The organism is Aquisalinus flavus (genome assembly GCF_014640095.1).
GTDB classification, from domain to species: domain Bacteria; phylum Pseudomonadota; class Alphaproteobacteria; order Caulobacterales; family Parvularculaceae; genus Aquisalinus; species Aquisalinus flavus.
The window spans coordinates 79,191-103,529 of record NZ_BMGH01000002.1 but is presented as its reverse complement, the minus strand read 5'-3'; the positions used below and the strand labels follow the sequence as shown (position 1 = coordinate 103,529).

26 protein-coding genes and 1 pseudogene are annotated in these 24,339 nt (G+C 62.5%); 14 read left to right on the top strand and 13 right to left on the bottom strand.

Annotated features, from left to right (window positions below; translation table 11 throughout):
• The first annotated feature begins 42 nt into the window (after positions 1 to 42).
• Together IEV88_RS15005 and IEV88_RS15000 are read left to right on the top strand one after the other, a co-directional pair.
• Positions 43 to 549 (top strand): DUF1993 domain-containing protein, encoded by a 507-nt coding sequence (locus tag IEV88_RS15005; RefSeq protein WP_188160613.1) that lies wholly within the window; start codon positions 43 to 45, stop codon positions 547 to 549.
• Positions 550 to 587: 38 nt separating this feature from the next.
• Positions 588 to 1,025, top strand: a complete 438-nt coding sequence (locus tag IEV88_RS15000; protein ID WP_188160614.1) for an iron-sulfur cluster assembly scaffold protein — start codon at positions 588 to 590, stop codon at positions 1,023 to 1,025.
• Between the two features lie 3 nt (positions 1,026 to 1,028).
• Here IEV88_RS15000 and IEV88_RS14995 read toward each other — a convergent pair whose 3' ends face one another.
• Positions 1,029 to 1,697, bottom strand: a complete 669-nt coding sequence (locus IEV88_RS14995; protein ID WP_188160615.1) for an SEL1-like repeat protein — start codon at positions 1,695 to 1,697, stop codon at positions 1,029 to 1,031.
• A gap of 92 nt (positions 1,698 to 1,789) precedes the next feature.
• Here IEV88_RS14995 and yidD point away from each other — a divergent pair, with 92 nt between their 5' ends.
• A complete protein-coding gene (gene yidD, locus IEV88_RS14990; RefSeq protein WP_308419369.1) occupies positions 1,790 to 2,182 on the top strand; it encodes a membrane protein insertion efficiency factor YidD in 393 nt (130 codons plus the stop codon).
• Between the two features lie 100 nt (positions 2,183 to 2,282).
• The gene (locus IEV88_RS14985; protein ID WP_188160616.1) at positions 2,283 to 3,098 is read left to right on the top strand and encodes a hypothetical protein; all 816 of its coding nucleotides are present in this window, start codon (positions 2,283 to 2,285) and stop codon (positions 3,096 to 3,098) included.
• Between the two features lie 16 nt (positions 3,099 to 3,114).
• Here IEV88_RS14985 and IEV88_RS14980 read toward each other — a convergent pair whose 3' ends face one another.
• Together IEV88_RS14980 and IEV88_RS14975 are read right to left on the bottom strand one after the other, a co-directional pair.
• Positions 3,115 to 3,879, bottom strand: coding sequence for a TMEM175 family protein (locus IEV88_RS14980; RefSeq protein WP_188160617.1), 765 nt, complete (start codon positions 3,877 to 3,879; stop codon positions 3,115 to 3,117).
• Positions 3,880 to 3,883: 4 nt separating this feature from the next.
• Positions 3,884 to 4,021 carry a hypothetical protein gene (locus tag IEV88_RS14975; RefSeq protein WP_188160618.1) on the bottom strand — a complete coding sequence of 46 codons (138 nt, stop codon included), beginning with the start codon at positions 4,019 to 4,021 and terminating at the stop codon, positions 3,884 to 3,886.
• Between the two features lie 61 nt (positions 4,022 to 4,082).
• Between IEV88_RS14975 and IEV88_RS14970 the strand changes: the two genes are divergently transcribed.
• From IEV88_RS14970 to IEV88_RS14955, 4 genes are all read left to right on the top strand, one after another.
• Complete coding sequence (locus IEV88_RS14970) at positions 4,083 to 4,907, top strand: polysaccharide deacetylase family protein (RefSeq protein WP_188160619.1); 825 nt, start codon at positions 4,083 to 4,085, stop codon at positions 4,905 to 4,907.
• A gap of 88 nt (positions 4,908 to 4,995) precedes the next feature.
• A complete protein-coding gene (thrS, locus tag IEV88_RS14965; RefSeq protein ID WP_188160620.1) occupies positions 4,996 to 6,957 on the top strand; it encodes a threonine--tRNA ligase in 1,962 nt (653 codons plus the stop codon).
• Between the two features lie 4 nt (positions 6,958 to 6,961).
• Positions 6,962 to 8,290 carry an O-antigen ligase family protein gene (locus tag IEV88_RS14960; RefSeq protein ID WP_188160621.1) on the top strand — a complete coding sequence of 443 codons (1,329 nt, stop codon included), beginning with the start codon at positions 6,962 to 6,964 and terminating at the stop codon, positions 8,288 to 8,290.
• 94 nt (positions 8,291 to 8,384) lie between these two features.
• Positions 8,385 to 9,389, top strand: coding sequence for a glycosyltransferase family 2 protein (locus IEV88_RS14955; RefSeq protein ID WP_188160622.1), 1,005 nt, complete (start codon positions 8,385 to 8,387; stop codon positions 9,387 to 9,389).
• Positions 9,390 to 9,445: 56 nt separating this feature from the next.
• Here the strand turns inward: IEV88_RS14955 and IEV88_RS14950 are convergent, their stop codons facing one another.
• Both IEV88_RS14950 and IEV88_RS14945 read right to left on the bottom strand, forming a co-directional pair.
• Positions 9,446 to 10,987, bottom strand: coding sequence for an ArnT family glycosyltransferase (locus IEV88_RS14950; protein ID WP_188160623.1), 1,542 nt, complete (start codon positions 10,985 to 10,987; stop codon positions 9,446 to 9,448).
• An 8-nt stretch (positions 10,988 to 10,995) separates the two neighbouring features.
• The gene (locus IEV88_RS14945) at positions 10,996 to 12,702 is read right to left on the bottom strand and encodes an ArnT family glycosyltransferase (RefSeq protein WP_188160624.1); all 1,707 of its coding nucleotides are present in this window, start codon (positions 12,700 to 12,702) and stop codon (positions 10,996 to 10,998) included.
• A gap of 194 nt (positions 12,703 to 12,896) precedes the next feature.
• On the opposite strand from IEV88_RS14945, the gene IEV88_RS14940 reads away from it, so the two are divergent.
• From IEV88_RS14940 to IEV88_RS14930, 3 genes are all read left to right on the top strand, one after another.
• Positions 12,897 to 13,682, top strand: a complete 786-nt coding sequence (locus IEV88_RS14940) for a glycosyltransferase family 2 protein (RefSeq protein ID WP_229731498.1) — start codon at positions 12,897 to 12,899, stop codon at positions 13,680 to 13,682.
• Between the two features lie 74 nt (positions 13,683 to 13,756).
• Positions 13,757 to 14,164, top strand: a complete 408-nt coding sequence (locus IEV88_RS14935; protein ID WP_188160625.1) for a hypothetical protein — start codon at positions 13,757 to 13,759, stop codon at positions 14,162 to 14,164.
• Between the two features lie 250 nt (positions 14,165 to 14,414).
• Positions 14,415 to 16,130 carry a GGDEF domain-containing phosphodiesterase gene (locus tag IEV88_RS14930; protein ID WP_188160626.1) on the top strand — a complete coding sequence of 572 codons (1,716 nt, stop codon included), beginning with the start codon at positions 14,415 to 14,417 and terminating at the stop codon, positions 16,128 to 16,130.
• Between the two features lie 23 nt (positions 16,131 to 16,153).
• On the opposite strand, the gene phaR is transcribed toward IEV88_RS14930, so the two are convergent.
• On the bottom strand, positions 16,154 to 16,792 hold the full coding sequence (gene phaR, locus IEV88_RS14925; protein WP_188160627.1) for a polyhydroxyalkanoate synthesis repressor PhaR: 639 nt from the start codon (positions 16,790 to 16,792) through the stop codon (positions 16,154 to 16,156).
• Positions 16,793 to 17,054: 262 nt separating this feature from the next.
• Here phaR and IEV88_RS14920 point away from each other — a divergent pair, with 262 nt between their 5' ends.
• From IEV88_RS14920 to IEV88_RS14910, 3 genes are all read left to right on the top strand, one after another.
• The gene (locus IEV88_RS14920; RefSeq protein WP_188160628.1) at positions 17,055 to 18,230 is read left to right on the top strand and encodes an acetyl-CoA C-acetyltransferase; all 1,176 of its coding nucleotides are present in this window, start codon (positions 17,055 to 17,057) and stop codon (positions 18,228 to 18,230) included.
• A gap of 80 nt (positions 18,231 to 18,310) precedes the next feature.
• Positions 18,311 to 19,036 (top strand): acetoacetyl-CoA reductase, encoded by a 726-nt coding sequence (gene phbB, locus IEV88_RS14915; RefSeq protein WP_188160629.1) that lies wholly within the window; start codon positions 18,311 to 18,313, stop codon positions 19,034 to 19,036.
• Between the two features lie 110 nt (positions 19,037 to 19,146).
• The gene (locus IEV88_RS14910; RefSeq protein ID WP_188160630.1) at positions 19,147 to 19,563 is read left to right on the top strand and encodes a DUF1810 domain-containing protein; all 417 of its coding nucleotides are present in this window, start codon (positions 19,147 to 19,149) and stop codon (positions 19,561 to 19,563) included.
• Here IEV88_RS14910 and IEV88_RS14905 read toward each other — a convergent pair.
• From IEV88_RS14905 to ribD, 7 genes and pseudogenes are all read right to left on the bottom strand, one after another.
• Positions 19,560 to 20,018: a winged helix-turn-helix transcriptional regulator gene (locus IEV88_RS14905; RefSeq protein WP_188160631.1), complete on the bottom strand. Its 459-nt coding sequence runs from the start codon at positions 20,016 to 20,018 to the stop codon at positions 19,560 to 19,562. The two genes, IEV88_RS14910 and IEV88_RS14905, sit on opposite strands and share 4 nt — an antisense overlap.
• Before the next feature lie 56 nt (positions 20,019 to 20,074).
• Positions 20,075 to 20,728, bottom strand: coding sequence for a YqaA family protein (locus IEV88_RS14900; protein ID WP_188160632.1), 654 nt, complete (start codon positions 20,726 to 20,728; stop codon positions 20,075 to 20,077).
• Positions 20,729 to 20,782: 54 nt separating this feature from the next.
• Entirely contained in the window at positions 20,783 to 21,397 is a 615-nt protein-coding gene (folE, locus tag IEV88_RS14895; protein WP_188160718.1) for a GTP cyclohydrolase I FolE, read from the bottom strand.
• 21 nt (positions 21,398 to 21,418) lie between these two features.
• Positions 21,419 to 21,901 (bottom strand): 6,7-dimethyl-8-ribityllumazine synthase, encoded by a 483-nt coding sequence (ribH, locus tag IEV88_RS14890; protein ID WP_188160633.1) that lies wholly within the window; start codon positions 21,899 to 21,901, stop codon positions 21,419 to 21,421.
• Positions 21,902 to 21,912: 11 nt separating this feature from the next.
• Positions 21,913 to 22,566 (bottom strand): annotated as a pseudogene (gene ribB / locus IEV88_RS14885) (3,4-dihydroxy-2-butanone-4-phosphate synthase); the annotation flags it as partial.
• The gene (gene ribE, locus IEV88_RS14880) at positions 22,566 to 23,210 is read right to left on the bottom strand and encodes a riboflavin synthase (RefSeq protein WP_188160635.1); all 645 of its coding nucleotides are present in this window, start codon (positions 23,208 to 23,210) and stop codon (positions 22,566 to 22,568) included. The pseudogene ribB and the gene ribE, both read right to left, overlap by 1 nt.
• Positions 23,192 to 24,331, bottom strand: a complete 1,140-nt coding sequence (gene ribD / locus IEV88_RS14875) for a bifunctional diaminohydroxyphosphoribosylaminopyrimidine deaminase/5-amino-6-(5-phosphoribosylamino)uracil reductase RibD (protein WP_188160636.1) — start codon at positions 24,329 to 24,331, stop codon at positions 23,192 to 23,194. The genes ribE and ribD overlap by 19 nt, the downstream gene beginning before the upstream one ends.
• Positions 24,332 to 24,339 lie beyond the last annotated feature (8 nt).

The following is a 24,339-nucleotide window of genomic DNA, read 5'->3' as shown; positions in this document are numbered from 1 at the left end:
GGTCCGGGCTATATCCCGCCCAAAGGACAAGGAGAAATATCAATGCCCGTTTCGATGTATGAAGTGTCCGTGCCGGTTTTCATTTCGATGCTGACCGCGATGTCGCATGTGCTGAAGAAGGCGCAAGCGAGCGCCAAGGAGCGCGGGCTGGAGGAAAGCGTGCTGGTCGAAGCGCGCCATGCGCCGGACATGCTGCCGCTGAAGAACCAGGTCTATATCGCCACCGACATGGCCAAGGGCTGCGCTTCGCGCCTCGCCGGGCGGGACGTGCCCTCCTATCAGGATGTCGAGGCGACCTTCCCCGACCTGCTCGCCCGCATCCAGAAGACGCTGGACTATCTCGCCACGTTCGAGCCGGACGACATGAAGGGGTCGGAAGACCGCGACATCACGCTGAAGATCGGCGGCAATGACATGACCTTTCCCGGCCGCGCCTATGTGCTCGGTTTCGTCCACCCCAACTTCTATTTCCACGTCACCACCTGCTATTCGATCCTGCGCGCCAATGGCGTGAAGCTCGGCAAGGCGGATTATTTCGGGCAGGGGTAGGGCTGGCATCAATACGGCCATCCAACTATATCCCGCCCATGATCGAGAAGATTTACTCAAACGCCCTGCTCGAAGCGGCGGGGTCCATCCCCAGGGCGCGGCGGCTGGACGATGCGGATGCGACGGCGCGCAAATTCTCGCGCGTGTGCGGGTCGGAGGTGACGGTCGACCTGAAGCTGGAGGAAGGCGTCGTGTCGGACTTTGCCGTCTCGGCGAAGGCCTGCGCGCTGGGTCAGGCGTCGTCCTCGCTGATGGCAAAGACGATCATCGGGGCCACGCCTGAGGAACTGCGCATGCTCCACCGGCAGATGGTCGCCATGCTGAAGGAGGAGGGGCCGGTGCCGGCGGGCGAGCGCTTTGCCGAGTTGGCGAAGCTGGAGCCGATCCGGGAGTATCCGGCGCGCCATGCCTCAACGCTTCTGGTCTTTGATGCTGTCATCGACTGCCTCGACCATATCGAGGCAGCAACCGCCTGAACCCTATCTGATCCGTTTGACGCCGTCATCCGGGGCATCCTCGCGCTGCGGTTCCGGGCGTCCCATGCGGAAGGACGCCATATAGTCCGGCGAGAAATCCTCGGCGAAGCGTTCCGCGGCGGCGATCTCAGTCGCCCCCAATCCAGCCTGCAGACGGTCCATAAACGGGGCGGAGAAATCCTGCATCGGCGCGATTGACGTGTCGTTCTGGTCGTTGAAAACCAGCGCCCAGCCAAGGGCCGTGGCATAGTCGCCACCGGTAAAGGCGATCTCCGCCAGTTCCTTCTGCGCTTCGCGGTGGCCGGCAAAAGCCGCGCGTTCGATCCAGATCATCGCTTCGCGCCGATCGAGCGGCGTGGGCGACCCGTCGAGCAGGCACTGGCCGAGCTCATACTGGGCGACCTCGAAACTGCGGCCATAGGCAGCAAGGACGCGATAGACCGGGATCGCCTCGTCGCAGCCTTCAGTGGCGGCGAGAGTGCGGGCGGCACCGATCAGCCGGGCGGCCTGTTCGCTGTCCATGACCCGGCCCTGCAGCTGGCGTTCGGCGTTGACCCGGTCGACATTGGCAAGCCGGGCGCGTTCTGCCGTGCCCGGTGCGGCGCAGGCGGTAATCGTCAATCCGGTCAGCGCCAACAACAGGGCGATGCGGCTGGTGGCTTCGTCTTGCATAGTGGATTATCCCTCCCACGTATCGTTTGCGCCATTCAGCACGGTTCAACGGCAAAAGGCTACAGAACCCGTCGAGCCGGGGCGTTAACTCTATGACAGACATATCGACAGACAGATCCGACATGGCAACGCCGCAGAACAGCAACGGACCAGAAAGTCGTCCCGGAATTGTCTCGCGGCTGGCGATCGGGATGCTGAAGGTCTATCAGCTGACCCTGTCGCCTGCCTTCGCGGCCATTGGCGTGCAATGCCGCCATGCGCCGACCTGTTCGCATTATGCCTGCGAGGCCTATCGCCGCCATGGTGCCTGGCGCGGCTCGTGGCTGACTCTCGCCCGCCTCGCCCGCTGCCATCCGCTCGGCTCGCACGGCTTCGATCCGGTACCGGACCATCTCGACGACCATCCCCGCGCGCCGTGGCGCTATGGCGTCTGGTCCTGGCACCGCCGGAACGGTGACGAGCGACCGCCGGAGCCGCGCGACTAAAGCCTTGCCGTGTGTCGGTCCCGCCGATAGGCTTTTCCTTGCGGCGCTTTGGAAAGTTGCCGGACCGGATTCAGGGGCACATTTTGCGAGTGGGGTTCACATGATCAGATTTTTCGCCGCCATGGCCGCAGCCATTTGTTCCCTTGTGCCGATCGGCGCCATGTCACCGGCGAGCGCGCAATTGTCCAACTCCCTCGGCGCCCAGCCTGACGACGCGGGACAAAGTGTCGACGACGGCAGCTTCACCTATGAGCCGATCCTGTTCAAGCCGGCGGAGATCAGGGCGCTCATCGAACGGGCCGGGCTGCCCGTTGTCGCCGAGGAGCCTGTGCCCGAGATCAATGGCCATGTCATCGTCGCCTCGCTTTACGGCCTGCCGCTCGCCTATGGCTTCGCCGAATGCAATGCCGAAGGCTGCGCCCTGATGGTCCAGGCTCACAAGGCACCGACCACGGTGCGCGGCCTGCGCACCACGCCGCAGATCGTCAACCAGCTCAATCCTGAATTTCCGCTCGGCCAGCTGATCGCTGATTCCGATGGCGACATGGTGTACCGCTCTGGCCTGCCGGCGACGCCGGGCTGCGGTGTCGACTGCATGGAGGTGCATATGCGCATCTACCTGCTGTCGCTCAACGAACTTTACGGCCTGTTGAACGACGCGGTTGGCCGCAATTCGGCCTCGCTGTCTGGCGATCTCGCCGTGTCCGCGGCGACGACGAAACTGCCGGCCCTGTCGATCCTTGTCGACCAGGCAAGAAATAGTGTCGGCCTCGCCGATCTCGGCAGTCCAGTCGCCGCGTTTTCCGGGCGCGACCTCGGTAAGGGTGAGCTGGGTGAGCTGCTGGAGCTGTCCGGTCTTGGCGACATGGCAAGCCGGATCGGCCTCGATGACTGGTCGGCGCTGACAGGGGAATGATCCTCCACCGGCGCAATCAGCCCTGACCGGCTGCAACCTTCTGTTGCCCGAGTCTCTTCACCTTGCGCTCGTAGACCCAGCGCAGTGTATACCCGACGGGCCAGTTCAGGAAGAACAGGAAACTCGCAAAGACCGTCACCGGCGGTGTCAATGCGAGGAGGGCGACGCCGAGCGAGATAACGACCTGCATGATGAAGACGGCGATCGACAGCCGGGTGTAGATTACTTCCGTCTCCGACAGGCCGATCAGGTCCGCCTTCTTCAGGGCGTGGCGATACATCACGGCGAAGAGCATGTAGATCAAGGCATTGCCGAGGGCATAGATGCTCATGAGCTCGCCTGCGACGGCAAAACTCGTCACGTCCATTGCGGCGATACGCTCTGGATGTCCGAACAACAGAAGAATGTAGGAAAACAGCGAGTCGAAGATGAACCGCAGCGGATAGGCGATGAACAGGATCAGCAACAGCAGCGCCGCGTTGAGGAAGATCGTCGCATTGTCCCCCAGCGCGTAGCGGCGGAAGAACACGAAATGCATGTTCCACACCATGAGCAGGATCACAAAACCGGCTGTGACCGGCACGATATTCAGCATGTGGTCCTTCAGGTCGCCATAGCTGACCGGCGGGATGGACGCTGAGACCAGCATGCCGAGCGCGAGCGCGAAAACGATGTCCGACAGGTTCTCGATGCGCGTGACATTGCGCCCGCGCCACTGAAACTGCGGGTCATGGTTTATCTCCCGCGCTTCAAGCCCGTCGGCGACGGCCTGGCGGATCATGCGACTACTCCGGAACGATGCCTTCCGGCGCAGACTGCAGATACAGCCCGGTAAACCATTCCGACCATGCGCCGGTCTCCCCGTTTCTCTCCTCGAAGACCTGGATGACAGCACCATCCGGGCGTCCTGTCCATGTGCGCATATTCATGCCTGTCCAAAAAGGCCGGGCTTTTCTATGGTCACGGAAAAGGAAGGATAGCGGGATGAAAAAGACACTGGCGATTTGTGCGGCCCTCGCAATGGCGGCCCTTGGTGCACTTGGCTGTTCCGAGGCCGAGGACGAGGCACCCGGCAAGATCACCTGGCCGGACGGGAGGAAGGCGGCAATCGCACTGACCTATGACGATGCGCTCGACACCCATCTCGACGTTGCGCTCCCCGCCCTCGATGCCCGCGCCCTCAAGGGCACGTTCTTCGTCACCGTCGGCAGCTATCCGTTCACGGCGCGGTTCGAGGAATGGCGGGCGCTTACCGGGGCGGGCCACGAACTGGCCAACCACACCCTGTTTCACCCCTGTACAGGCGGGCCGGGGCGCGACTGGGTCATGGCCGACCGCGACCTTGCGACCTACACAGCCGGGCGCTTCGTCGACGAACTGGCGCTGACCAACCGCATCCTCGAAGCATTGGATGGCGAGAGCGTGCGCACCTATGCCTATACATGCGGTGACACGGAGGCGGGCGGGGAAAGCATCATCGAGGCGCTGGCGCCCTACGCCATCGCCGCGCGCACGGTGCGCCAGGAAACACCGGTGGACGGGAACGGCCTGCCCGACACCTATCTCATCGGCACCTATGCCGAAGGCGATCCGACCGGCGCCCAACTCATCGCCTATGCCGAGCGCATTCTGGCGGAAGGGACCGTCGGCACCTATCTGTTCCACGATATCGAGGGCGAGCACCTGTCCGTCACGGCGCAGGCCCATGGCGAACTGCTCGACTGGCTGGTCGACCATGAGGATGAGATCTGGGTGACCACCTTCCGCGAGATCATGGAGCATGTGAGGGCGCACGAAGCGGCGGAATAGACCGAAACCACCCCAAGGCACTTGATTCTTTGACTGGACTGTACGAAGTCATCCCTTCCCGTTTCAGCCTTTTGCAAGAGATTAGACGATGCTCCAGATTACCCTGCCCGATGGCTCCATCCGCCCCTATGACGGGCCGGTGACCGGGACGGGCATCGCCGAGGATATTTCCAAGTCGCTGGCCAAGAAGGCGATCGCCATGAAGGTCGATGGCGCGGTGCGCGACATCTGGGATTGGATCGAGAAGGATGCCACCGTCGAGATCATCACCCGCGATTCCGCCGAGGCGCTGGATCTCGTCCGCCATGACGCCGCCCATTTGCTGGCGCAGGCGGTACAGGCGCTGTTCCCCGGCACGCAGGTAACCATCGGCCCGGTGATAGAGGACGGGTTCTATTACGATTTCGCCCGCAAAGAGCCGTTCTCGACCGAGGATTTCGAGAAAATCGAGAAAAAGATGGGCGAGCTGGTCGATGCCGACCTGCCGACCAAAAAGGAAGTCTGGAGCCGGGACGAGGCGATCGCCAAATTCGACTCCATGGGCGAGACCTACAAGGCCGAGATCATCCGCGACCTGCCGCAAGGCGAGGACATCAAGGTCTATCACCACGGCGACTGGTTCGACCTGTGCCGCGGCCCGCATCTTCCGTCGACGAAGCATATCGGCAAGTCATTCAAGCTGATGAAGCTCGCCGGCGCCTATTGGCGCGGCGACCACCGCAACGAGCAGTTGCAGCGCATCTATGGCACGGCCTGGCTGTCCGACAAGGATCTGAAAGCGCATCTGACCCGGCTGGAAGAAGCCGAGAAGCGCGACCACCGCCGCCTCGGTCGCGAGATGGATTTGTTCCACCTGCAACCGGAAGCGCAGGGGTCTGTGTTCTGGCACGCGAAAGGCTTCACCATCTGGCGCGAACTGGAGGCGTATATCCGCCGCCAGCTCGATGCCGATGGCTATGAGGAAGTGAAGACGCCGCAATTGCTGGATTCGGTCTTCTGGCAGCAATCCGGCCACTGGGCGAAGTTCCGCGAGAACATGTTCGTCGTGCCGGACGAGGTTCCGAATACGGAGGATGATGCACCGCTGCTGTCCGGCGAGGCCGACATGATGGCGCTGAAGCCGATGAACTGCCCGGCGCATGTGCAGATCTTCAAGCAGGGCATCAAGTCCTATCGCGACCTGCCGATCCGCATGGCGGAGTTCGGCTGCTGTCACCGCAACGAGCCGCATGGCGCGTTGCACGGGCTGATGCGCGTGCGCCAGTTCACCCAGGACGATGCGCATATCTTCTGCCGCGAGGACCAGATCGTCGATGAGACGATCCGCTTCCTGAACCTGTTCGCGACCGTCTATGGCGATGTCGGCTTTACCGATATCACCTACAAGATCGCCACGCGACCGGAAGTGCGGGCCGGGTCAGACGAGGCATGGGACCGCGCAGAGCAGATGCTGGAAGAGGCGTTCAAGCAGTCCGGCCTCGACTACGAGATCCTGCCGGGCGAGGGCGCCTTCTATGGCCCTAAACTGGAATTCCACCTGACCGATGCGATCGGCCGGACCTGGCAGTGCGGCACGTTCCAGCTCGATTACGTGCTGCCGGAGCGTCTCGATGCGGCCTATGTCGGCGAGGATGGCAACCGCCACCGGCCGGTTATGCTGCACCGGGCCGTGTTCGGCTCGTTCGAGCGTTTCATCGGCCTGCTGATCGAGCAATATGCCGGCAGGATGCCGCTATGGCTGGCGCCGGTGCAGATGGTCGTCGCGACGGTGACGACCGATGCCAATGAGTATGCCGAAAAGATCGCGCAGGAATTCCGCGCCGCCGGCATGCGCGTCGAGACAGACCTGCGGAACGAGAAGATCAACTACAAGGTGCGCGAGCATTCCCATGCCAAGGTGCCGTTGATCGCCGTCGTTGGCGGGCGCGAAGCCGAAGAGCGCAAGCTGTCCCTGCGCCGTCTCGGCTCCAAGGACTCCACGGTCATGGGTGTCGACGAGGCGCTGACGGAGTTGAAGACCGAAGCGCTCGCGCCTGATCTCAAGCGGTAACGCGATGAGCGACCGGCCCGCCTCCTCCGTCTCCGGAAAGATCGCGCGCTGGCGCAGCGTCTGGTCGGCATCGGTCCATAATTGCTGGATCATCGCCCTGCCGATGCTGATCGTCCTGTCCCATCGCAATATCGTCGGCGGGATGGTGCTGATGGTGCTGTTCGGCACGCTGGTGCAGCCGGGTTTCTGGCCGGCAGCGTGGCGGCTGGTCCGGCCTGCGGCGTGGCGGCCGGGCACAGGGTCGGCGGTCCTGGCAGGGCTGATCGCCTTCAGCCTTTACGCCGTCCTCTCGAGTGCGTGGACCCCGCTGAAGCAGGAAGCGGAAACGGCGTTCAGCATCCTCCTGTTCTTCCTGTTTTCCGGCGCGTTTGTGTGGACAATGCAGACGCTGCCTGCGCATCTGGCCGGGCTGCTCGCGCGCTTCCTGCTGGCTGCCGGGGCGCTGGCGATCGTGTGCATCGGCATCGAAGCCTTGACCGGCGGGGCGATCCGCGACCTGATCCCGCCCCATGGCCGGGACGACAAGGATATCATCGCGTCTGCCCGCGGCACGACCATCGGCCTGTGCCTGCTGCCGCCGCTGCTATTGCTGTTGTGGCGGTTCCACGGTGCGCCCGGCGCGCGGCCAGAACCGCTGTTTTACGCCGTGGCGGCAATCGGCTTTGGCTGTCTCGGGGCCGGCGCGCTGATCTTCGGCGTTTCCGCCAATCTCGGCGCGCTGCTGGCAATCATCGCTGCCGGCACGATTGCCCTGTTCCGGCCGAAACTGGCGCTTTTGCTGACGGCGGCAGGCTGGGCCGCGACGTTCCTGCTGGCACCGTTTGCCGCGCTTTTGCTGCCATCGATCGAGGTCATCGAGGCAATGGACGGAGCCCCGACATCGTGGGTGCAACGTCTCGCCATCTGGCGCTTCGCCGTCGACCATATCTTCTCCGGGCCGCTGGCTTTCCTGTTCGGCGGCGGGGTCAATTACAGCCAGTATCTGAGCGATCTCGGGCGCACTATCACTCTGCCCGGCTATCCGGAGCCGATCCCTCTCTTGCCGACCCACCCCCATAACCTGTTCCTGCAGGTCTGGCTGGAATTCGGCCTTGTCGGCATCCTGATCGTGCTTGGCCTGATCTGGCTGATGGTCCGGTTTGCCCTGGACCGGGCTGGAAAGTCCCTCACGGTGCCGGTCATGGCGGCCGGTATCGCCGTTGCAGCGGGGTTTTACGTCATCTGTGCCGTCGATCTCGGCCTGTCGACCCTCTGGCGTCTTGCCGCCCCGGTCTATGCCCTCTACATCCTGACCGCCGCCGAGCGCGTCTATGCCACTAAAATATCACAATAATTCGTGCCCGATCCCCTTGTTTTGCGGTGCAATAAAGAGCATTGTTACAGGAACGTAAGCACATCGGGGGATGTGAATGAAGCAAGGCACCAACATGAGTGATTTGGAGCATGACAGCGGCATGCAAGCTGCTTCCACGCCTCACGGGGATGCCTCGGTCAGCGTCATCATTGTTTCATTCTGGACAGGCCCGCTGCTGATGCGCTCGGCCATGTCCGCCCTGCGCCAGCCCCATGTCAGGGAAGTGATCGTCGTCGACAACGGCAACTGGGCCGACGAGATGGACCGGTTGCGGGAACTGGCCGATTACAGCGAGAAGCTGATCATCATCTCCGGCCACGGCAATATCGGTTATGCCGCAGGCTGCAACAAGGGCGCGGCCAACGCGACCGGCGAATACATTTTCATTCTCAATCCCGATGCTATCCTGCCTGACGAAGCCGTCGGCGATATGCTGGCGGAATCCGCCAGGCTGGACGGCGGCTGGATGCTCGGGGCAAAGCTGATCAACCCCGACGGCACGGAGCAGGCCGGGTCACGCCGGTCTACCCTGACCCCGTGGCGGGCGTTCGTGGAGATGACGAAGCTCTACAATTTTGCGCCACGCCATCCCTATTTCCGCCGCTTCAATTATCACAAGGAACCGTGTCCCGGTCAGCTGACGGAAGTGCCCGTCATTTCCGGTGCCTGCATGCTGATGAAGCGCGAGACCTATTTCTCGATCGATGGCATGGACGCGAACTACTTCCTGCATGTCGAGGATGTCGATTTCTGCCTGCGGCTGGCCCGGGCCGGCGGCAAGATCTATTTCACGCCCAAGGTCGATATCCTCCATTTCAAGAGTTCCAGCCGGGAAAGCCGGATCAGGGTCGAATTGCGCAAGGCCAAGAGCATGGTGCGCTACTTCTTCACCCATTTCCGCGATCCGTATCCGTCTGTTTTCCTGTATGTCGTCAGCGCGCTGATATGGCTCGGTTTTGCCATGCGCACGGTGATGATCATGATCAGGCGTATGCTGGCGCTGGTTGGCCTGAAGCAGAGCGGCCCGGATACGGTGCGGCGCGGTTATGCTGCCGCCAGGAACCGGGCACGGTCCTGACTGAATTCTCCTTGCCTTGATGTGGCGATTCCGGATTTGGTGAGGCCGCTTCCCGCTTAATAGGGGCGGCAGCCCTCGACCTCTCTTGAGAAATCCTCCGGCGGCGGCGGAATATCTTCCGGGCCCATCTCCGGATTGAAATCCAGCAGTGCGTACAGAAAATAGCGGCGCGGGCAGGCGACTCCCATGTCGCGGCTGACCTCGCCGACCTCGAGGATCGTGTCAAATTCGACATAGCTGTAGAGATATTGCGGATATTTGGCGACCAGCAGCGCGCGGTCGTATTGCGTCGGGTCGTAACTGTCGAAAGCTTCGTAATGGTGCTCGACCCGGCGGTTGTAATCGAGCGATTTCACGGGAATGCCGCTGTCGCGCATGTAATAGAGGATGTTGCCCATCAATTCGCGGTCATCGACGACGACAACCGAGTAGTTCCGCGCATAGGTCTCGATCTCGGCGACCTGATCCGGCCAGCCGCGCACCCGCTTGATCGCGTTGGACAGGCCAAGCGCATCGACGATGGCGAAATTGGCGAGGAACAACAGGCCGAGCGCGCCGACGCCGGCGTTGAAGGCGGTCGAGCCTATCAACAGGCCGCGGCGTCCTGCCCGCACCATCCAGGCGGTGACGAGGATGATCAGCGCCGGATAGGCGGCCATCGCCCAGTTGGCATTGGCGCCGGAAATCGTCGCCTGGAAAATGATGATGACGATCGGCGGCAGACCGAGGCCGAGAAGCAGCAGATCCGTACCGCGATGTTCCTCCGTCAGGCGCCGCTTCAGCGTGGCGAGGCCGAACAGCAGGAAGCCGAACAGGATCGGCCCGGCGACGAAGAACTGCGCGAACAGGAATTCCGCCAGCTCGTCCGGGTGAAACAGGTTGCCGCCCCAGCCGGCATTGGCCTGTGTGTGCTCAAGCGTCTGAAAATCATTCGCCGCATTCCAGAGGAAGTTGGGGAGAAAGATCAGGCCGGCCATGACCGCCGCGACGAGCAGCGGGACAGCTTTCAGCGCCCCGCGGGCTTTCGGTGACAGGACGAGCGCTATGGCGAGCCCCAGCGGGAAATACATCATCGCGTATTTCGACAGCAAGCCGAAGCCTATTGCTGCCCCCATCAGCGCACCGTCCAGCGGGCTTTTCGTGTCGATCAGGCGAGCGAAGGCATACAATCCGATCGACCAGAACATCAGCAGCGGCGTATCGGTCGAAATGATCGAGGCACCAAGATGAAGAATCGGAAGCGTTACCCAGACAACACCGGCCCACAGGGCCGTGCGCCCGTCATAGAGCCGCCGCGCTGCGAGGAAGATGAACCAGCCGGTAACCGCCGCGGCGATCGGTGATGAGAGGCGGATGGCGATCTCGCCATTGCCAAAGACGGCCGTGGTCGCGCCGATCATCCAGGCGATGAAGGGCGGCTTGGAGAAATAGCCGAACTCGAAACTGCGGCTCCACCACCAGTATTGCGCTTCGTCCGGGCCGAGATTGAGATTGCTGGTGCCCAACCCGGCGACCCGGATCAGCGTCACCGCGATCAATAGCCAGGCAAAGAAGGTAGCGGGGCGGGTCAGCCAGAGGTCTTTTAAGCGGTCGATCATGGGCAGGTTTATTCCGAGATATAGACAGTCAGGGTGGCGGCTTTGTTGTTGGAATAGTTGAAACCGTCAAGCGTTGCGATAATCGATAGCCGGATTTGTTGCGTTGCGGCAAGAAACGCTTCCCGGTTTTCCTCATCGACGATGGCGACATGGCCGGGAGCGGCGGCCATCCACGCAGCCATGCCTTCAGCTTCCGCGTGAATGGTGTCCGTGCCGAGGAGGAAAACCAGCGAGGGCTCGTTATATCCATACAGGGCGACGGGCGGTGCCCCGTCGAGGCGGGGGTGCAGGTCCAGATCATCGAGCAGCTGAGACGCTCGGGGCGACAGGTGCAGGGCTTCCAGCCTGGGCAGCATACCCTCGAACAGGCCCCATGCGAGGACGGCGCCGGCAAGGCTTGCCGTGGCCATGGCCGCCGCCGGTCGCCGGAAGATCAACAGCGCGGCTGCGCTCGTGGCAATCATGCCGAGCAGGGCCAGTAGGGTGACGTGAAACCCGGTGAGGCCATGATCGTCGAAAGACATCGCGAGCCAGATCAACACTGCGCCGACGACGATCGTGGCGCCTGCCCAGGTGAGAATACCGAGGCCGCGCATAAGGCGTTCGCCAATGCCTGATGCACATGCGCGCAAGTCAAGCATGGACAGGGCGATGAGCAGGGCAAGCGCCGGATAGAGCGGCAGGGTGTAGTGGGTCAGCTTGGTCGAGGCGATCTCGAACACGATCCATGACGGGATGAGCCAGGCGAGGCAGAAGGCAACCGCCGGATCGCGCCAGCGGCGGACGGCATGCCAGAGAGCCAGCGGAATGAACAGGGCCGCCGGCCAGAAGAAGAGCCAGACCGTTTTCAGATAGTATAGAAAAGAGCCGTCATGGCTTTCCTGGACCTCAGCAAATTTGCCAAACGCATCGTCGCCCAGGGCTTCGGTGAAAAACCGACCCTCGGTGGCAAGCCCGATCGCCACCGCCCAGGGGCCGACGATCAGTGCGAGGATGGCGAGCCCGGTAAATGGCCGGTGGGCGAGGCCGAACCGGAACGGGTTGCGGCCCGTGCTCAGCAGCCACAGGCCAAGGGCCGCGATCGTCAGGACGCTGATCATCAGCGCGATCGGCCCCTTGATCAGGATACCGGCGCCGAGGGCAATCCAGAACAGGACCGGCACGCGCCAGCCAATCTCTTCTCTCGCGACATAGCGCCGGAAAATCACCGCGAGGGCACCCTGCGCGGCGATCACGCAGGTGGTCAGGGCCGCGTCGGTCTTGGCGATGGTTGCTTCCCCGGCAAAGGTCGGCGCGGCGGCAAGCAGGAAGGCACCCCAGAAGGCTGCACCGGGACCGATCAGCCTGCTGAAGAACAGGCCGAGAAAAAGCACGGACAGCACCCCCGCTGCCATCGACGGTACCCTGAACGCCCACGGCGCGCGCGCGTCGGCATCGCTGAAAACCGATACGCTCGCCGCCTGCAGCCAGTATATGCCCGCCGGCTTCTTGTTGCGTTCATCGTCCTGGAACCGGATCGAGATGAAATCGCCGCTGTCCAGCATCTGGACGGTCGCCTGCATGAACCGGGATTCGTCGCGGTCGAGCGGCGGGATCGAGAAAGAACCCGCCGGTACGATCAGCAGCGCCCAAAGAAAAAGGATGAGCATCGCCTTGGCGCGTGTTGTGCCCATGGCTTTCTTGCGTTCTATCTGGCCTGCAATCTGGTTTGTCACGGCGCGGTTCGGTCTCTGTCGATGATTTTGCCATCATAGGGTTCAATCATGACCGAGTCAGGACAGATACCGGCCACAGTGGCGGTTCCCGCACGCTTGTCTTTGACAATGTGTCCGGCCTGACACAGAAAAGACGCCAGAAACCGAGACTGGCAGGCGATAACGGCAAAACGCCAGCAGCAAAGAGACAAGAAGTGACAAGTGATCCCGTACCGGCACCGCTATATGCCGTAGACAAGTCGATGCCCGCGGATGGCCCGGCGCTGAGTGTCGTCATCCCGATGTTCAACGAGGAGGGCAATGCCGCGACCCTGGTTGGCGAGGTGGCCGATGCATTGCGGCCGTTCGTGGCGTTCGAGATCGTCATCGTCAACGATGCATCCCGCGATGGCACGCTGGAGGTGCTGAAGTCGCTGAAGCGCGACTATCCCGAGCTGCGCATCGTCCAGCATCACAACAATGCCGGTCAAAGCCGGAGTGTCCGCACGGGTGTGCTTGCCGCGCGGGCGCCGGTGATCGCGACGCTGGATGGCGACGGCCAGAACAATCCGGCGGACATTCCCGCCCTCTATGAAAAACTGATGCGGAACGGCGCGCCGGACCTGCTCGCCATGGTCGCTGGCGAGCGCCAGGGGCGCAAGGATACGCAGGCCAAGAAGGTCGCCTCGCGCCTGGCCAACGGTATCCGCAAGAAACTGCTCAACGATGAGGCGAGCGATACCGGCTGCGGGCTGAAAGTGTTCTATCGCGGCGTTTTTCTGCGGCTGCCCTATTTCGACCATGTCCACCGCTATCTCCCGGCGCTGGTACGCCGCGAAGGGCTGATCGTCGAATTTGCCCCGGTCAGCGCACGCGAACGCCTTACCGGCCAGTCGAAATATACCAATCTGCAGCGGGCGGCAGTCGCGATTCGCGATCTGATCGGTGTTACCTGGCTGATTGCCCGCTCACGCAAGCCCGGCGAAATCAGCGAGCTGTAGCGCCATTGCCCTAGTTATGCCTGCTTGTGTGGGCTATATGACGGTAAACTGATCCTTAAAGGAGGGGAGCCGATATGTTCACCATGTTTCCGCTGCTGTTCATCAGCCTCATCGTCTATGTGATCCTGCATTATCTCGTCGGCGATGGCTGGTCCGCCAGCCAGCTGATGCAGATCCCCATGGTCTCCGGGGATATGTGGCGCATCACCTATGGCGACGCGTTCATCATCATCTCCATGGGCTTGCTGTTCGTGGAGCTGTTGCGCTCGACCAAGACAGGGTCCGACTCGATCCTCAACCACGCCCTGTCGGTTGTCGTCTTCATTATCTCGTTGCTGGCGTTCATCATCATGCCGGGCTTCGGCAATTCGGTCTTCTTCATCTTCCTGTCGATGACATTCCTCGATTTCATGGCCGGGTTCATCGTGACCACGGTCACCGCGCGTCGCGACTTCGGCATTTCGGGCGGCTTCGGCAACTGAACACCGGGTCCGCTTACGCCGGACAGGACCGCGCCCATCACCTGCAGCCATGGCCTTCAGCCGTGGCTGTAACCATGATCCCGCATTGACGGCGCGGTTTTCAGCGTGAACAGCCTGTAGTTGCGATTTGGCACAGGACTTCAATCTTTCTTTACGAAGATTTTCTATAACTGTCTGGAATAGTACCGCTCAATCCTTGGGAGCGCTTCGATGTGTTGCGTTGTCTGCGGTAGGTGAGTGACGGGGATTTATGGGAAAACAGCGTCCAGCCGGACCGGACAAGGTGAAGTTCGCGCTCGAAGCAGCCGGACAGGCCCTGTTCGAGTTCGATCATGCCTCAGGCCAGATCACCTGGACGGACGTCAAATCGGCGATGTCGATCCTTGGCATCGACACGCCCGAAACCATTTCCGCGTCGCAATCACTCCTGTCCTTCATGCAGCCCGAAGAGGTCATGAGCCGGGAGAACGCCCTCAGAAATGCGTTCGAAAACCGGACCAGCTATACGATCGAATACCGCGTTTCCACAGGCCGCCATCCGATGCGCTGGATCGAGGAACGTGGCAGCTGGATGAAGATCGCCGGTGACTGGCGCCTGATCGGCATGATCCGCACCATCGACGAGCAGAAGAACCGCGAGGCCCGGCTTTCCTATCTTGCCGCCTATGACGAACAGACCGGTTTGCTGAACCGTCCGCGTATCCGCGAATTGCTCAAGGACGAGATCGACCAGGCCAGCCAGCCGACTGGCGTGTCGGCCTATCTCCTGGTCGGGATCGACCGTCTGGGCGGGATCAATTCGGATTTCGGTTTCGAGGCTGCCGACGAGGTGATCGTCGAGATCTCCCGCCGCCTGCGCTCGAAGCTTCCCACGCAGCATACGATCGGCCGGGTTGCCGGGACCAAGTTCGGCATCATCCTGCGCGGTGCCTGCCGCGACAGCATCCGCAATACCTGCTATTCGCTGCTGAACGTGGTGCGTGAGAAGGTCATCGAGACCAATTCCGGCGGCGTCGCCGTATCCGTCTGTATCGGGGCGACCGAGCTGGAAAACGATGTCACCACGGCGGAGACGGCGATGGCCCGCGCCGAGGCTGCTCTCGACAAGGCACGCCAGATCGGCCAGTCAAGCTGGAGTTCCTTCTCGGAGAATACCGACATCGTTTCCCGCCGCCAGCGGAATACGGAAATGTCGGACGTGATCCTGACAGCGCTCAACGAGCGGCGCATCTTTATCGCTTATCAGCCGATCATTTCCGAGCCCGGCGCGCCGCACAGAAAATTCGAATGCCTGGTGCGCATGGAGGATCCGGACGGCGAAGAAGTGTCGGCACCGGCTTTCATCCCGGCCGCCGAACGCCTTGGCCTCGTCCACCTGCTCGACCGGCGCGTGCTGGATCTCGCGACCCAGACCCTGCGCAAGGCACCCGATATCAAACTGAACGTCAATATCTCCTGGGAGACGGTGAAGGACCCGGTCTGGGCCGATGGCTATCTGGCCCAGCTGCGTGCCAATCGCGAAGTGACCGATCGCCTGACCATCGAACTGACCGAGACGCAGGTCATGGACGCGGTGGAGTCCTCCGTGGAATTCATTGCCGAGATCAAGGAGCTGGGCTGCCGCTTCGCCATCGACGATTTCGGAGCGGGCTATACGTCGTTCCGCAATCTTCAGGCGCTCGACATCGACGTGTTGAAGATCGACGGCTCGTTCATCACTGGCGTCTCGTCATCGCGCGAGAACCAGCTGTTCGTGCGCACGCTGCTCGATCTTGCCCGCAATTTCGGCATGAAGACCGTAGCGGAATGGGTGGATAATGAATCCGACGCTCTTCTGCTGAAGGGTCTCGGCGTCGATTACCTGCAGGGCTATTATATCGGCAAGCCGGAGCGCTATCCGCCCGCCATCTATGGTGATCGTGCGGATGCCGCGGGCACCAAGGCTGGCAAGACGCTGAGCGCCTGACCTGTCCGAACACCGGAAAGCCCTCAGTCCTTTTTCAGCTGGTCTCTGAGTTGAGCGAGTTCGCGCTTGAGCTCGGCGATCTCTGCCTCGGCTTCGGCCTTCCCCTTCTCGACCGCTTCGCTGGCACCGGCGTCTGTCTGCGCGCGATCGTCTGCCGGCGTGCCCCAGGGCGAGGCCGGCATGGCGCCGGTAATGCCGAACATCTTCATCCCGCGTTCGAACATCGCCATGTTCTGGCGGGTGACATCCTCGAACAATTTCAGGCCCGGTGAATCGCCGAAGGCTTCCGACATGGACTTGCGCATGGCTTCCTGATTCTTGTGGAAGCTCTCCATGCTCATCTCGAGATAGGACGGCACGAAGGACTGCATGGAATCGCCGTAATAGCCGATCAGCTGGCGCAGGAAGGAAATGGGCAGCAGGTTCTGGCCCTTGTTCTCTTCCTCGAAAATGATCTGGGTCAGGACCGAGCGGGTGATTTCGTCGCCGGACTTGGCATCATAGACGACGAACTCCTCGCCCTCGCGGACCATGCCTGACAGATAATCAAGCGTGACATAGGAACTGGTCGCGGTGTTATAGAGACGGCGATTGGCGTATTTCTTGATGATGATCGGCCCATCCTGGCTGGCATCTTTCTGCTTCTTTTCCTGGCTCGTCATTCGGTGCAGTCCCTGGGGTTTGCGTCGCGCTGTCGCGACTCATTGTTGCTCTATAATACGCTGCATTGCAGCATACCATAGGTCAATCAAATAATCTTGGTTCATTTTCGACGCGCCCCATATCGCGGGTATCAACGCCTGCAAAAACAGCCGAAACATGTTGCCAGACGCCGGTCTGATCGGCCAAGAATGGCCGCAGGACAAAAACGCGCAATCAGGGCCAGCCGTTATGGATCTGCGCCCCAACCCGGAGAGATTTTTCATGACTGATGTTGTCATCGCTTCCGCCGCCCGCACCGCCATCGGGTCGTTCTCGGGCTCCCTCGCCACCGTTCCCGCGCCTGAACTCGGCCGCACGGTGATCAACGGCGCGCTGGAGCGCGCAGGTCTCAAGGCGGACGATGTCAACGAGGTGATCATGGGCAACGTCCTGACCGCAGGGCTTGGCCAGAACCCGGCCCGCCAGGCGTCGATCCATGCCGGCATCCCGCAGGAGACCCCGGCGATGACGATCAATCAGGTCTGCGGTTCGGGTCTGCGCGCCGTCGCGCTGGCGATGCAGTCGATCCGCAATGGCGATGCCACCATTGTCGTTGCCGGCGGGCAGGAGAACATGAGCCTGTCGCCGCACACGGTGTATATGCGTTCCGGTGTCAAGATGGGCCCGGGCACGATGAGCGACACGATGATCGTCGACGGTCTGTGGGATGCGTTCAACGACTACCACATGGGTCAGACAGCGGAGAACCTTGCGGAAAAATACCAGATCAGCCGCGAGGAGCAGGACAGGTTCGCGGTTTCGAGCCAGAACAAGGCCGAAGCTGCGCGCCAGGCGGGCAGGTTCAAGGACGAGATCGTGCCGGTGACGATCAAGCACCGCAAGGGCGAGACCGTGTTCGATGCCGACGAATTCATCCGCGAAGGCGCGACGCTGGAAGGCGTTTCGGGCCTGCGTCCGGCCTTCACCAAGGAAGGTTCCGTGACGGCGGCGAACGCATCCGGCCTCAATGATGGCGCGGCGGCGACCGTGGTCATGTCCGCTGCCGAGGCCGAGAAGCGCGGCATCACCCCGCTTGCCCGCATCGCCTCCTGGGCGACCTGTGGCGTCGACCCGTCGATCATGGGTATCGGCCCGGCCCCGGCATCGCGCAAGGCGCTGGAGAAGGCCGGCTGGTCGCTCGACGACGTCGATCTGATCGAGGCGAATGAAGCTTTCGCCGCCCAGGCCCTGTCAGTCGGCAAGGAGCTTGGCTGGGATCCGGAAAAGGTCAATGTCAATGGCGGCGCCATTGCGCTCGGTCACCCGATCGGCGCGTCCGGCGCCCGCATCCTGACCACGCTGCTGTACGAGATGCAGCGCCGCGAGGCGAAGAAAGGCCTCGCCACGCTGTGCATCGGCGGCGGTATGGGCATCGCGCTCTGTGTCGAGCGCCCGTAACCAGACCACCAGCAGACGCCTATCAATGAGGCCGGGGTGAAACGCCAGCCCCCGGCCCAAAAAGGGAAGGGAAAAAACCCATGAGCAAGCAAGCTATCGTTACCGGCGGCACCCGCGGGATCGGCAAGGCCATCGCCGTGTGCTTGAAAGAGGCCGGCTTCAATGTCGCTGCCACCTATGGCGGCAATGACGAGGCCGCGACCCGGTTCAAGGAAGAGACCGGCATCGGCGTCTACAAATGGGATGTCAGCGACGCCGCTGCCTGCGAGGAAGGGGTCGCGACGATCGAGGCGGACCAGGGCCCGACCGATGTGCTGGTCAACAATGCCGGCATCACCCGCGACGGTGCCTTTCACAAGATGACTGCCGAGCAGTGGCGCGCCGTGATGAGCACCAATCTTGACAGTGCTTTCTACATGACCCGCCCGGTGATCAACGGGATGCGCGAGCGCGGCTATGGCCGGATCATCAACATCTCCTCGATCAATGGCCAGAAGGGCCAGTTCGGCCAGGCCAATTATTCCGCCGCCAAGGCCGGCCTGATCGGCTTCACCCGGGCGCTCGCCCATGAGACAGCCCGCAAGGGTATCACCGTCAACGCCATCGCGCCCGGCTATATCGGCACCGACATGGTCGCCGCCATGGACGAGAAGGTGCTCGATGCGATTGTCGGCCAGATACCGGTTGGCCGTCTCGGCACGCCGGAAGAGGTCGCCGACGCCGTGCTCTATCTTGCCGGCGACAAGGCCGGCTTCATGACCGGGGCTGTCCTGACCATCAATGGCGGCCAGTATATCGCGGCCTGATCCTTCGCGGGCGCTGCGCACCACCTCAGGATGAGGGCGGTTCAGATCTTTCCTCACCCTGAGGCGCCCGGCCTTGCCGGGCCGCGAAGGGACGAGGAAGAGAATGAAAGATGTCTGACCCGTTCGATCTCCAGCGCTTTGTCGAGGCCCAGAAAGGTTTTTACGACGAGGCGCTGCGCGAGCTGTGCGCCGGACGCAAGCGCAGCCACTGGATCTGGTTCATCTTTCCCCAGGTCGACGGGCTGGGAAATAGCCCGACCGCCATCCATTATGCCCTCAGCGGCAGGGATGAAGCGACGGCCTATGCTGCCCACCCGATACTGGGCCCACGCCTGATCGCATGCACCGAAGCAACGGTCGCCATCGACAGCAGCGACGCGGCCGCCGTCTTTGGCCATCCAGACGACCTGAAATTCCGGTCGTCCATGACCCTGTTCGAGGCGGCGACAGGCAATGACCTGTTCGGCAAGGCGCTGGAGAAATTCTACGACGGCGAGCCCGACGGCGAGACGCTGAAGCGGCTCTAGATATTGATCCGCCGCTTGATCTGCGACATCGGGATCGCCGTGGCCGGGTCGGCGGCGAGCGATGCGACGACCGGCTTGTTGGTTTCGCGATCGAGGAATTCCAGCGGTGCCTGGCCCTTGCCCAGCCATTTGTCGCCCCACTGGTTCAGGGCAATGAGGGAGACCGCGAGGTCCGCGCCTTTCTGGGTCAGGAAATATTCAGGCCGCGGGCGCTGGCCGGGTTCGCGGTAATTGCGCGTCACCATGATGTCATGCTCGACGAATTTCTTCAACCGGTTGGACAGGACGGTGCGGGGGATGCCGAGTTCCTGCTGGATATCGCCAAAGCGGCGCAGACCATAGAACGCAGAGCGCAGGATCAGGAGCGACCAGCGGTCCCCGATCTGGTCGAAGGCCTTGGCCAGATTGCACTCGGTCACTGGTATGCGGGACTGCTTGGGCGGGTTTGTCGCCATCCGTCAGGTTCTCCTGTTGTTTCACCCGCAAGGGGTGCAAAGTCCATCCTGTGAACTTAAAGCATGAACAGGGCGGCGAGGGCAAGTACAGAAACTAGAATGAGCGTCCGCTTGATCCATGGATTTTCGAGCCGGCCCCACAATTTCCGAAGCGACGGAGCGGCGTACCAGGCGATGAGGCCCATCCCGTAATACCGGATCGCGCGGGTGACGGCGATGAAGCCGATGGCAAGGAACGGATTGATGCCGACAACCCCGGCCCCGAGAGAGGCCAGAACCAGGGGTATCGGAGACAAGGCGATGATGATGATGGTCGCCATGCCGTTCTCTTCGAATTGCTGCCTCGCATCGTCAAACCCCTGTTGCGCGCCGAAAACGTCGATCAGCGGCTGGGCGATCGGCTCGAACAGATAGGCACCGACGAGATAGGCCGCGATCGTGCCAACGATGCAGCCGGCGAGGACGGCCGTGCAGATCGCCCAGATCGCATCGCGGCGGGCGATCATGGCCGGGACCATCGGTGCCTCGATCGGCACCGGGAAGATCGTGCTTTCGAAGATGGAATAGACGAAAAAGCCCCCGGTCAGGCCAAGGCGCCCGCGCAGGGCGCCGAACATGCCGGATTTGTGCGGCTTTTCTTCTTCGCTGCCGGCACCTGCGGCTGTGTCAGACGATCGGTTCGGCGTGGTGTCTTGGTCGGGATTAGCCATGGAGGCGCAAACACGCCGGAACAGGCAATAGTGCCGTTCCGGCGTGCCGGTTCATCAGCCGACAAGGCGGAAGAAGCGGTCTTCCAGCGCCGGATCCGTCTTGAACGCGCCGGTGAAACAGCGCGTGACGCAGGACACGCCGGTCTTGTGAATGCCGCGGGTCGAGATGCACTGGTGCTCGGCATCGATCAGCACGGCGACGCCTTTCGGCTGCAGCACCCGGTCGAGCGTCTGGGCGATCTGGTTGGTCAGGATCTCCTGGCTCTGCAGGCGTTTCGAATAGATATCCGCCAGGCGGGCGAGCTTGGAAATACCGACAACGCGCGTGTCCGGCAGATAGGCGATATGCGCCTTGCCGATGATCGGGGCGACGTGATGCTCGCAATGGCTCTCGATGCGGATGTTCTTCATCAGTACGATATCGTCATAACCCTCGACTTCCTCGAAGGTGCGGGCGAGGACATCTTCCGCATCGAGATTGTATCCCTCGAACCAGTCGTCCCACGCCTTGACGAAGCGCTTGGGCGTGTCGATCAGGCCCTCGCGGTCCGGGTTCTCTCCGATATAGGCAAGCAGGGTGCGTACGGCAGCCTCCGCTTCCTCGCGGCCGGGACGCCGGGTGAGATCTTTCGCAAGCTCGCCGGCGAGCGCCTTGTCCTTGTCAGTCATCAGTGCTCCATCAGCCATTGGTCAGGCCTCCTTGATCGTGGTTATCAGATTGGCCATCTCGATGGCCGCCAGGGCAAATTCACGCCCCTTATTGTCCTTGACCGGATTGGCCCGGCTTTCCGCCTGCTCATGGGTGTTGACCGTCAGTACACCGAAGATAACCGGCACGCCGGTCGCCAAGGCAGCATCGGTAATGCCGCGGGCGGCTTCCCCGGCGACATAGTCGAAATGGGGCGTGTCTCCGCGGATGACACAGCCGATCGCAATGACCGCGTCATATTTGCCGCTCTGGCCCAGGGCCTGACAGGTCAGGGGAAATTCATAGGCACCGGGGATCGTCAGTGTATCAATCTTCTTCACCCCCTGTTCGCGCAGCGTCGCAAGGCAGGCATCGCGCAGCATGGCGATGATCTCCTCGTTCCAGCGGGTCTGCACGACAGCGACGCGCAGGCCGTGCCCGTCATGGGCGCCGTCATCGGCTTGCTGGAGGGCGTCGCTTCTCACGTCGGCTACTCCGCGGCAATCAGGGCGTCGCTGCCCGTAGCGTGAACCTTTTCCGTGCGCCGGCGGTATGCCTGCAGGTCGGCGACGGAGATGATCAGCATGGCGTGCCGTTCCGCGAACACTTCAAGTTCCGGCAGGCGCGCCATGGTCCCGTCATCGTTCATGATCTCGCACAGCATCGCACCGGGTCTGAGGCCGGCCAGGCGCGCCATGTCGACGCTCGCTTCGGTCTGGCCGTCACGCTCGAGCACGCCATTGTTGCGGGCACGCAGCGGGAAGGTGTGGCCGGGCATGACGATGTCGGCGCGGGTCGAGGCCGGGTCGATCAGGGTCCGGATCGTGTGGGCCCGGTCGGCGGCGGAAATGCCGGTGGTCACGCCATGGGCGGCCTCGACCGACACGGTGAACGGTGTGCCGAAACCGGAGCGGTTGTCTTCCTGTGGTACCATCAGCGGCAGACCGAAATGCTCGATGATCTCGCCGGCCAGCGAACAGCAGATCAGGCCCCGGCCTTCCTTCGCCATGAAATTCACCGCTTGCGGCGTCACGTGCTCGGCGGCCATGACGAGGTCGCCTTCATTCTCGCGGTCTTCATCGTCGACAATGATCACCATCCTGCCGGCGCGGATCTCCTCGATGGCGTCTTCAATTCTGGCAAGTGGCATTACTGGCCTCCTTTGCTGGCAAGCTGGGTCTGGGATGGAGTGACAGAATGGTCCGCATTGGCGGCGACCAGCTTCTCCACATATTTGGCGATAATATCGACCTCGAGATTGACAAGGTCGCCCGGCTTCTTCCGCGGCAGGACGATCAGCTCCTGCGTGTGGGCGATCAGCGTGACGTTGAACCAGTCGGCACCGGTATCGACCACGGTCAGGCTGGTGCCGTCGATAGTGATATAACCCTTGGTGACGATATATTTCATCAGCTCGGGACTTGTGCGGATCGTCACCCACAGGGCGTCTGCGTCCTCGCGGAACTCTATGATTTCGCCGGTCGCATCGACATGGCCCTGGACATAATGACCGCCGAGACGCGTCTGCGGCGTTGCCGAGCGCTCCAGATTGACCCGGTCGCCCTCGACCAACTGGCCGAGCGATGTGCGCTTTAGCGTCTCCGGGGCGAGGCCGACGGTGAACTCGCTGTCGGAGAAGCCCGTGACCGACAGGCACACGCCATTGACATTGATCGAGTCGCCGAACTTCACGCCGTCGAGCACCACACGCGCCCCGATCGTCAGGGTAAATGAATCCGCCGATTTCGCGATCGACCTGACCGTGCCCATTTCCTCTACGAGACCTGTGAACATGCCGCCTCCTGTCTGTCTCGGGCGATCCGCCCACGGATGAGAAGGGTGCCGTCATGGTGCTCGGTCACCGGCGCCTCGAGGCGAAAGGCGTCGGCAATACGCTCGCCGCCGGTGCCGTTGATCGCGGGCTTGCCGCCGCCGATGATGACCGGCGCAATGAAGGCCCAGACCTCGTCGACGAGACCCTCATCGAAAAACGCGCCGAGCACGGCGCTGCCGCCCTCGACCATGACCGACAGGAAGCCCTTGGCCGAAAGGACTCTCAACACGTCGCCCAGCGCCGGGCGGCCATTGGCGGCGGGTTTCAGGCGGATAACTTCGACGCCGCGGTTCTCCAGCGCCTTGACCTTCAGCATCGGCATCGCGCCGGTGCTGATCACCATCGCCTTGCCCGGCGTCGTGGAACGGAAGACTTTCGCATCGACCGGCACGCGGCCGCGCGAATCGAGAATGACGCGCACCGGATGGCTCGCATCCTTGCGCCCCGCGGGCAGGGCCGGGCGGGCGGTCAGCGACGGGTCGTCCTTCAGCACGGTCTCCGCGCCGACGAGGATAACATCGGCCGCCTGGCGCAAATCGTGGGCGCGCAGGCGCGCGGCGCCGGAGGTGATCCATTTGGAATCGCCGGTTTTCGTCGCGATCCGTCCGTCGAGGCTGGCGGCATATTTGGCGATGACGAAAGGCAGGCCGGTCTCCTGCCGGTGCAGCCAGAAACGGGCGAGCTCGCGCGCCTCGGGCTCGCACAGCCCGCTTTCGACGCGGATGCCGGCTTCGCGCAGACGCCTGGCGCCACCGGCCGCGAGCGGGTTGGGGTCAGCGACGGCATAGACGACATGGGCGACGCCGGCCTTGATTAGCGCCTGCGTGCACGGGCCGGTTCGGCCGGTGTGGTTGCACGGCTCCAGCGTGACATAGGCGCTGGCGCCCCTGGCCTCGTCACCGGCCTCGCGCAGGGCAGCGACCTCGGCATGGGCGCTGCCGGGCCGGGCATGGAAGCCCTCGCCGACAATGCGGCCGCCCTTGACGATGACGCAGCCGACCATCGGGTTCGGAGAGGTATAACCCTCCGCCCGTCTGGCGAGATCGATCGCGCGCGTCATGTAGGAGCGTGTATCGCCCATGAAAGCCT

Excerpts from the sequence above, each read along its gene's own strand:
- IEV88_RS14935 (WP_188160625.1), top strand. The coding sequence starts at position 13,757 with ATGTTCACCATGTTTCCGCTGCTGTTCATCAGCCTCATCGTCTATGTG.
- IEV88_RS14910 (WP_188160630.1), top strand. The coding sequence starts at position 19,147 with ATGTCTGACCCGTTCGATCTCCAGCGCTTTGTCGAGGCCCAGAAAGGT.
- IEV88_RS14975 (WP_188160618.1), bottom strand. The coding sequence starts at position 4,021 with ATGCGCACATGGACAGGACGCCCGGATGGTGCTGTCATCCAGGTCTTC.
- IEV88_RS14970 (WP_188160619.1), top strand. The coding sequence starts at position 4,083 with ATGAAAAAGACACTGGCGATTTGTGCGGCCCTCGCAATGGCGGCCCTT.
- IEV88_RS14920 (WP_188160628.1), top strand. The coding sequence starts at position 17,055 with ATGACTGATGTTGTCATCGCTTCCGCCGCCCGCACCGCCATCGGGTCG.
- IEV88_RS14900 (WP_188160632.1), bottom strand. The coding sequence starts at position 20,728 with ATGGCTAATCCCGACCAAGACACCACGCCGAACCGATCGTCTGACACA.
- IEV88_RS14905 (WP_188160631.1), bottom strand. The coding sequence starts at position 20,018 with ATGGCGACAAACCCGCCCAAGCAGTCCCGCATACCAGTGACCGAGTGC.
- IEV88_RS14950 (WP_188160623.1), bottom strand. The coding sequence starts at position 10,987 with ATGATCGACCGCTTAAAAGACCTCTGGCTGACCCGCCCCGCTACCTTC.
- IEV88_RS14930 (WP_188160626.1), top strand. The coding sequence starts at position 14,415 with ATGGGAAAACAGCGTCCAGCCGGACCGGACAAGGTGAAGTTCGCGCTC.
- IEV88_RS15005 (WP_188160613.1), top strand. The coding sequence starts at position 43 with ATGCCCGTTTCGATGTATGAAGTGTCCGTGCCGGTTTTCATTTCGATG.
- IEV88_RS14985 (WP_188160616.1), top strand. The coding sequence starts at position 2,283 with ATGATCAGATTTTTCGCCGCCATGGCCGCAGCCATTTGTTCCCTTGTG.
- IEV88_RS15000 (WP_188160614.1), top strand. The coding sequence starts at position 588 with ATGATCGAGAAGATTTACTCAAACGCCCTGCTCGAAGCGGCGGGGTCC.
- folE (WP_188160718.1), bottom strand. The coding sequence starts at position 21,397 with ATGACTGACAAGGACAAGGCGCTCGCCGGCGAGCTTGCGAAAGATCTC.
- IEV88_RS14960 (WP_188160621.1), top strand. The coding sequence starts at position 6,962 with ATGAGCGACCGGCCCGCCTCCTCCGTCTCCGGAAAGATCGCGCGCTGG.
- IEV88_RS14980 (WP_188160617.1), bottom strand. The coding sequence starts at position 3,879 with ATGATCCGCCAGGCCGTCGCCGACGGGCTTGAAGCGCGGGAGATAAAC.
- IEV88_RS14995 (WP_188160615.1), bottom strand. The coding sequence starts at position 1,697 with ATGCAAGACGAAGCCACCAGCCGCATCGCCCTGTTGTTGGCGCTGACC.
- yidD (WP_308419369.1), top strand. The coding sequence starts at position 1,790 with ATGACAGACATATCGACAGACAGATCCGACATGGCAACGCCGCAGAAC.
- thrS (WP_188160620.1), top strand. The coding sequence starts at position 4,996 with ATGCTCCAGATTACCCTGCCCGATGGCTCCATCCGCCCCTATGACGGG.
- phaR (WP_188160627.1), bottom strand. The coding sequence starts at position 16,792 with ATGACGAGCCAGGAAAAGAAGCAGAAAGATGCCAGCCAGGATGGGCCG.
- ribE (WP_188160635.1), bottom strand. The coding sequence starts at position 23,210 with ATGTTCACAGGTCTCGTAGAGGAAATGGGCACGGTCAGGTCGATCGCG.
- phbB (WP_188160629.1), top strand. The coding sequence starts at position 18,311 with ATGAGCAAGCAAGCTATCGTTACCGGCGGCACCCGCGGGATCGGCAAG.
- IEV88_RS14955 (WP_188160622.1), top strand. The coding sequence starts at position 8,385 with ATGAGTGATTTGGAGCATGACAGCGGCATGCAAGCTGCTTCCACGCCT.
- ribD (WP_188160636.1), bottom strand. The coding sequence starts at position 24,331 with ATGGGCGATACACGCTCCTACATGACGCGCGCGATCGATCTCGCCAGA.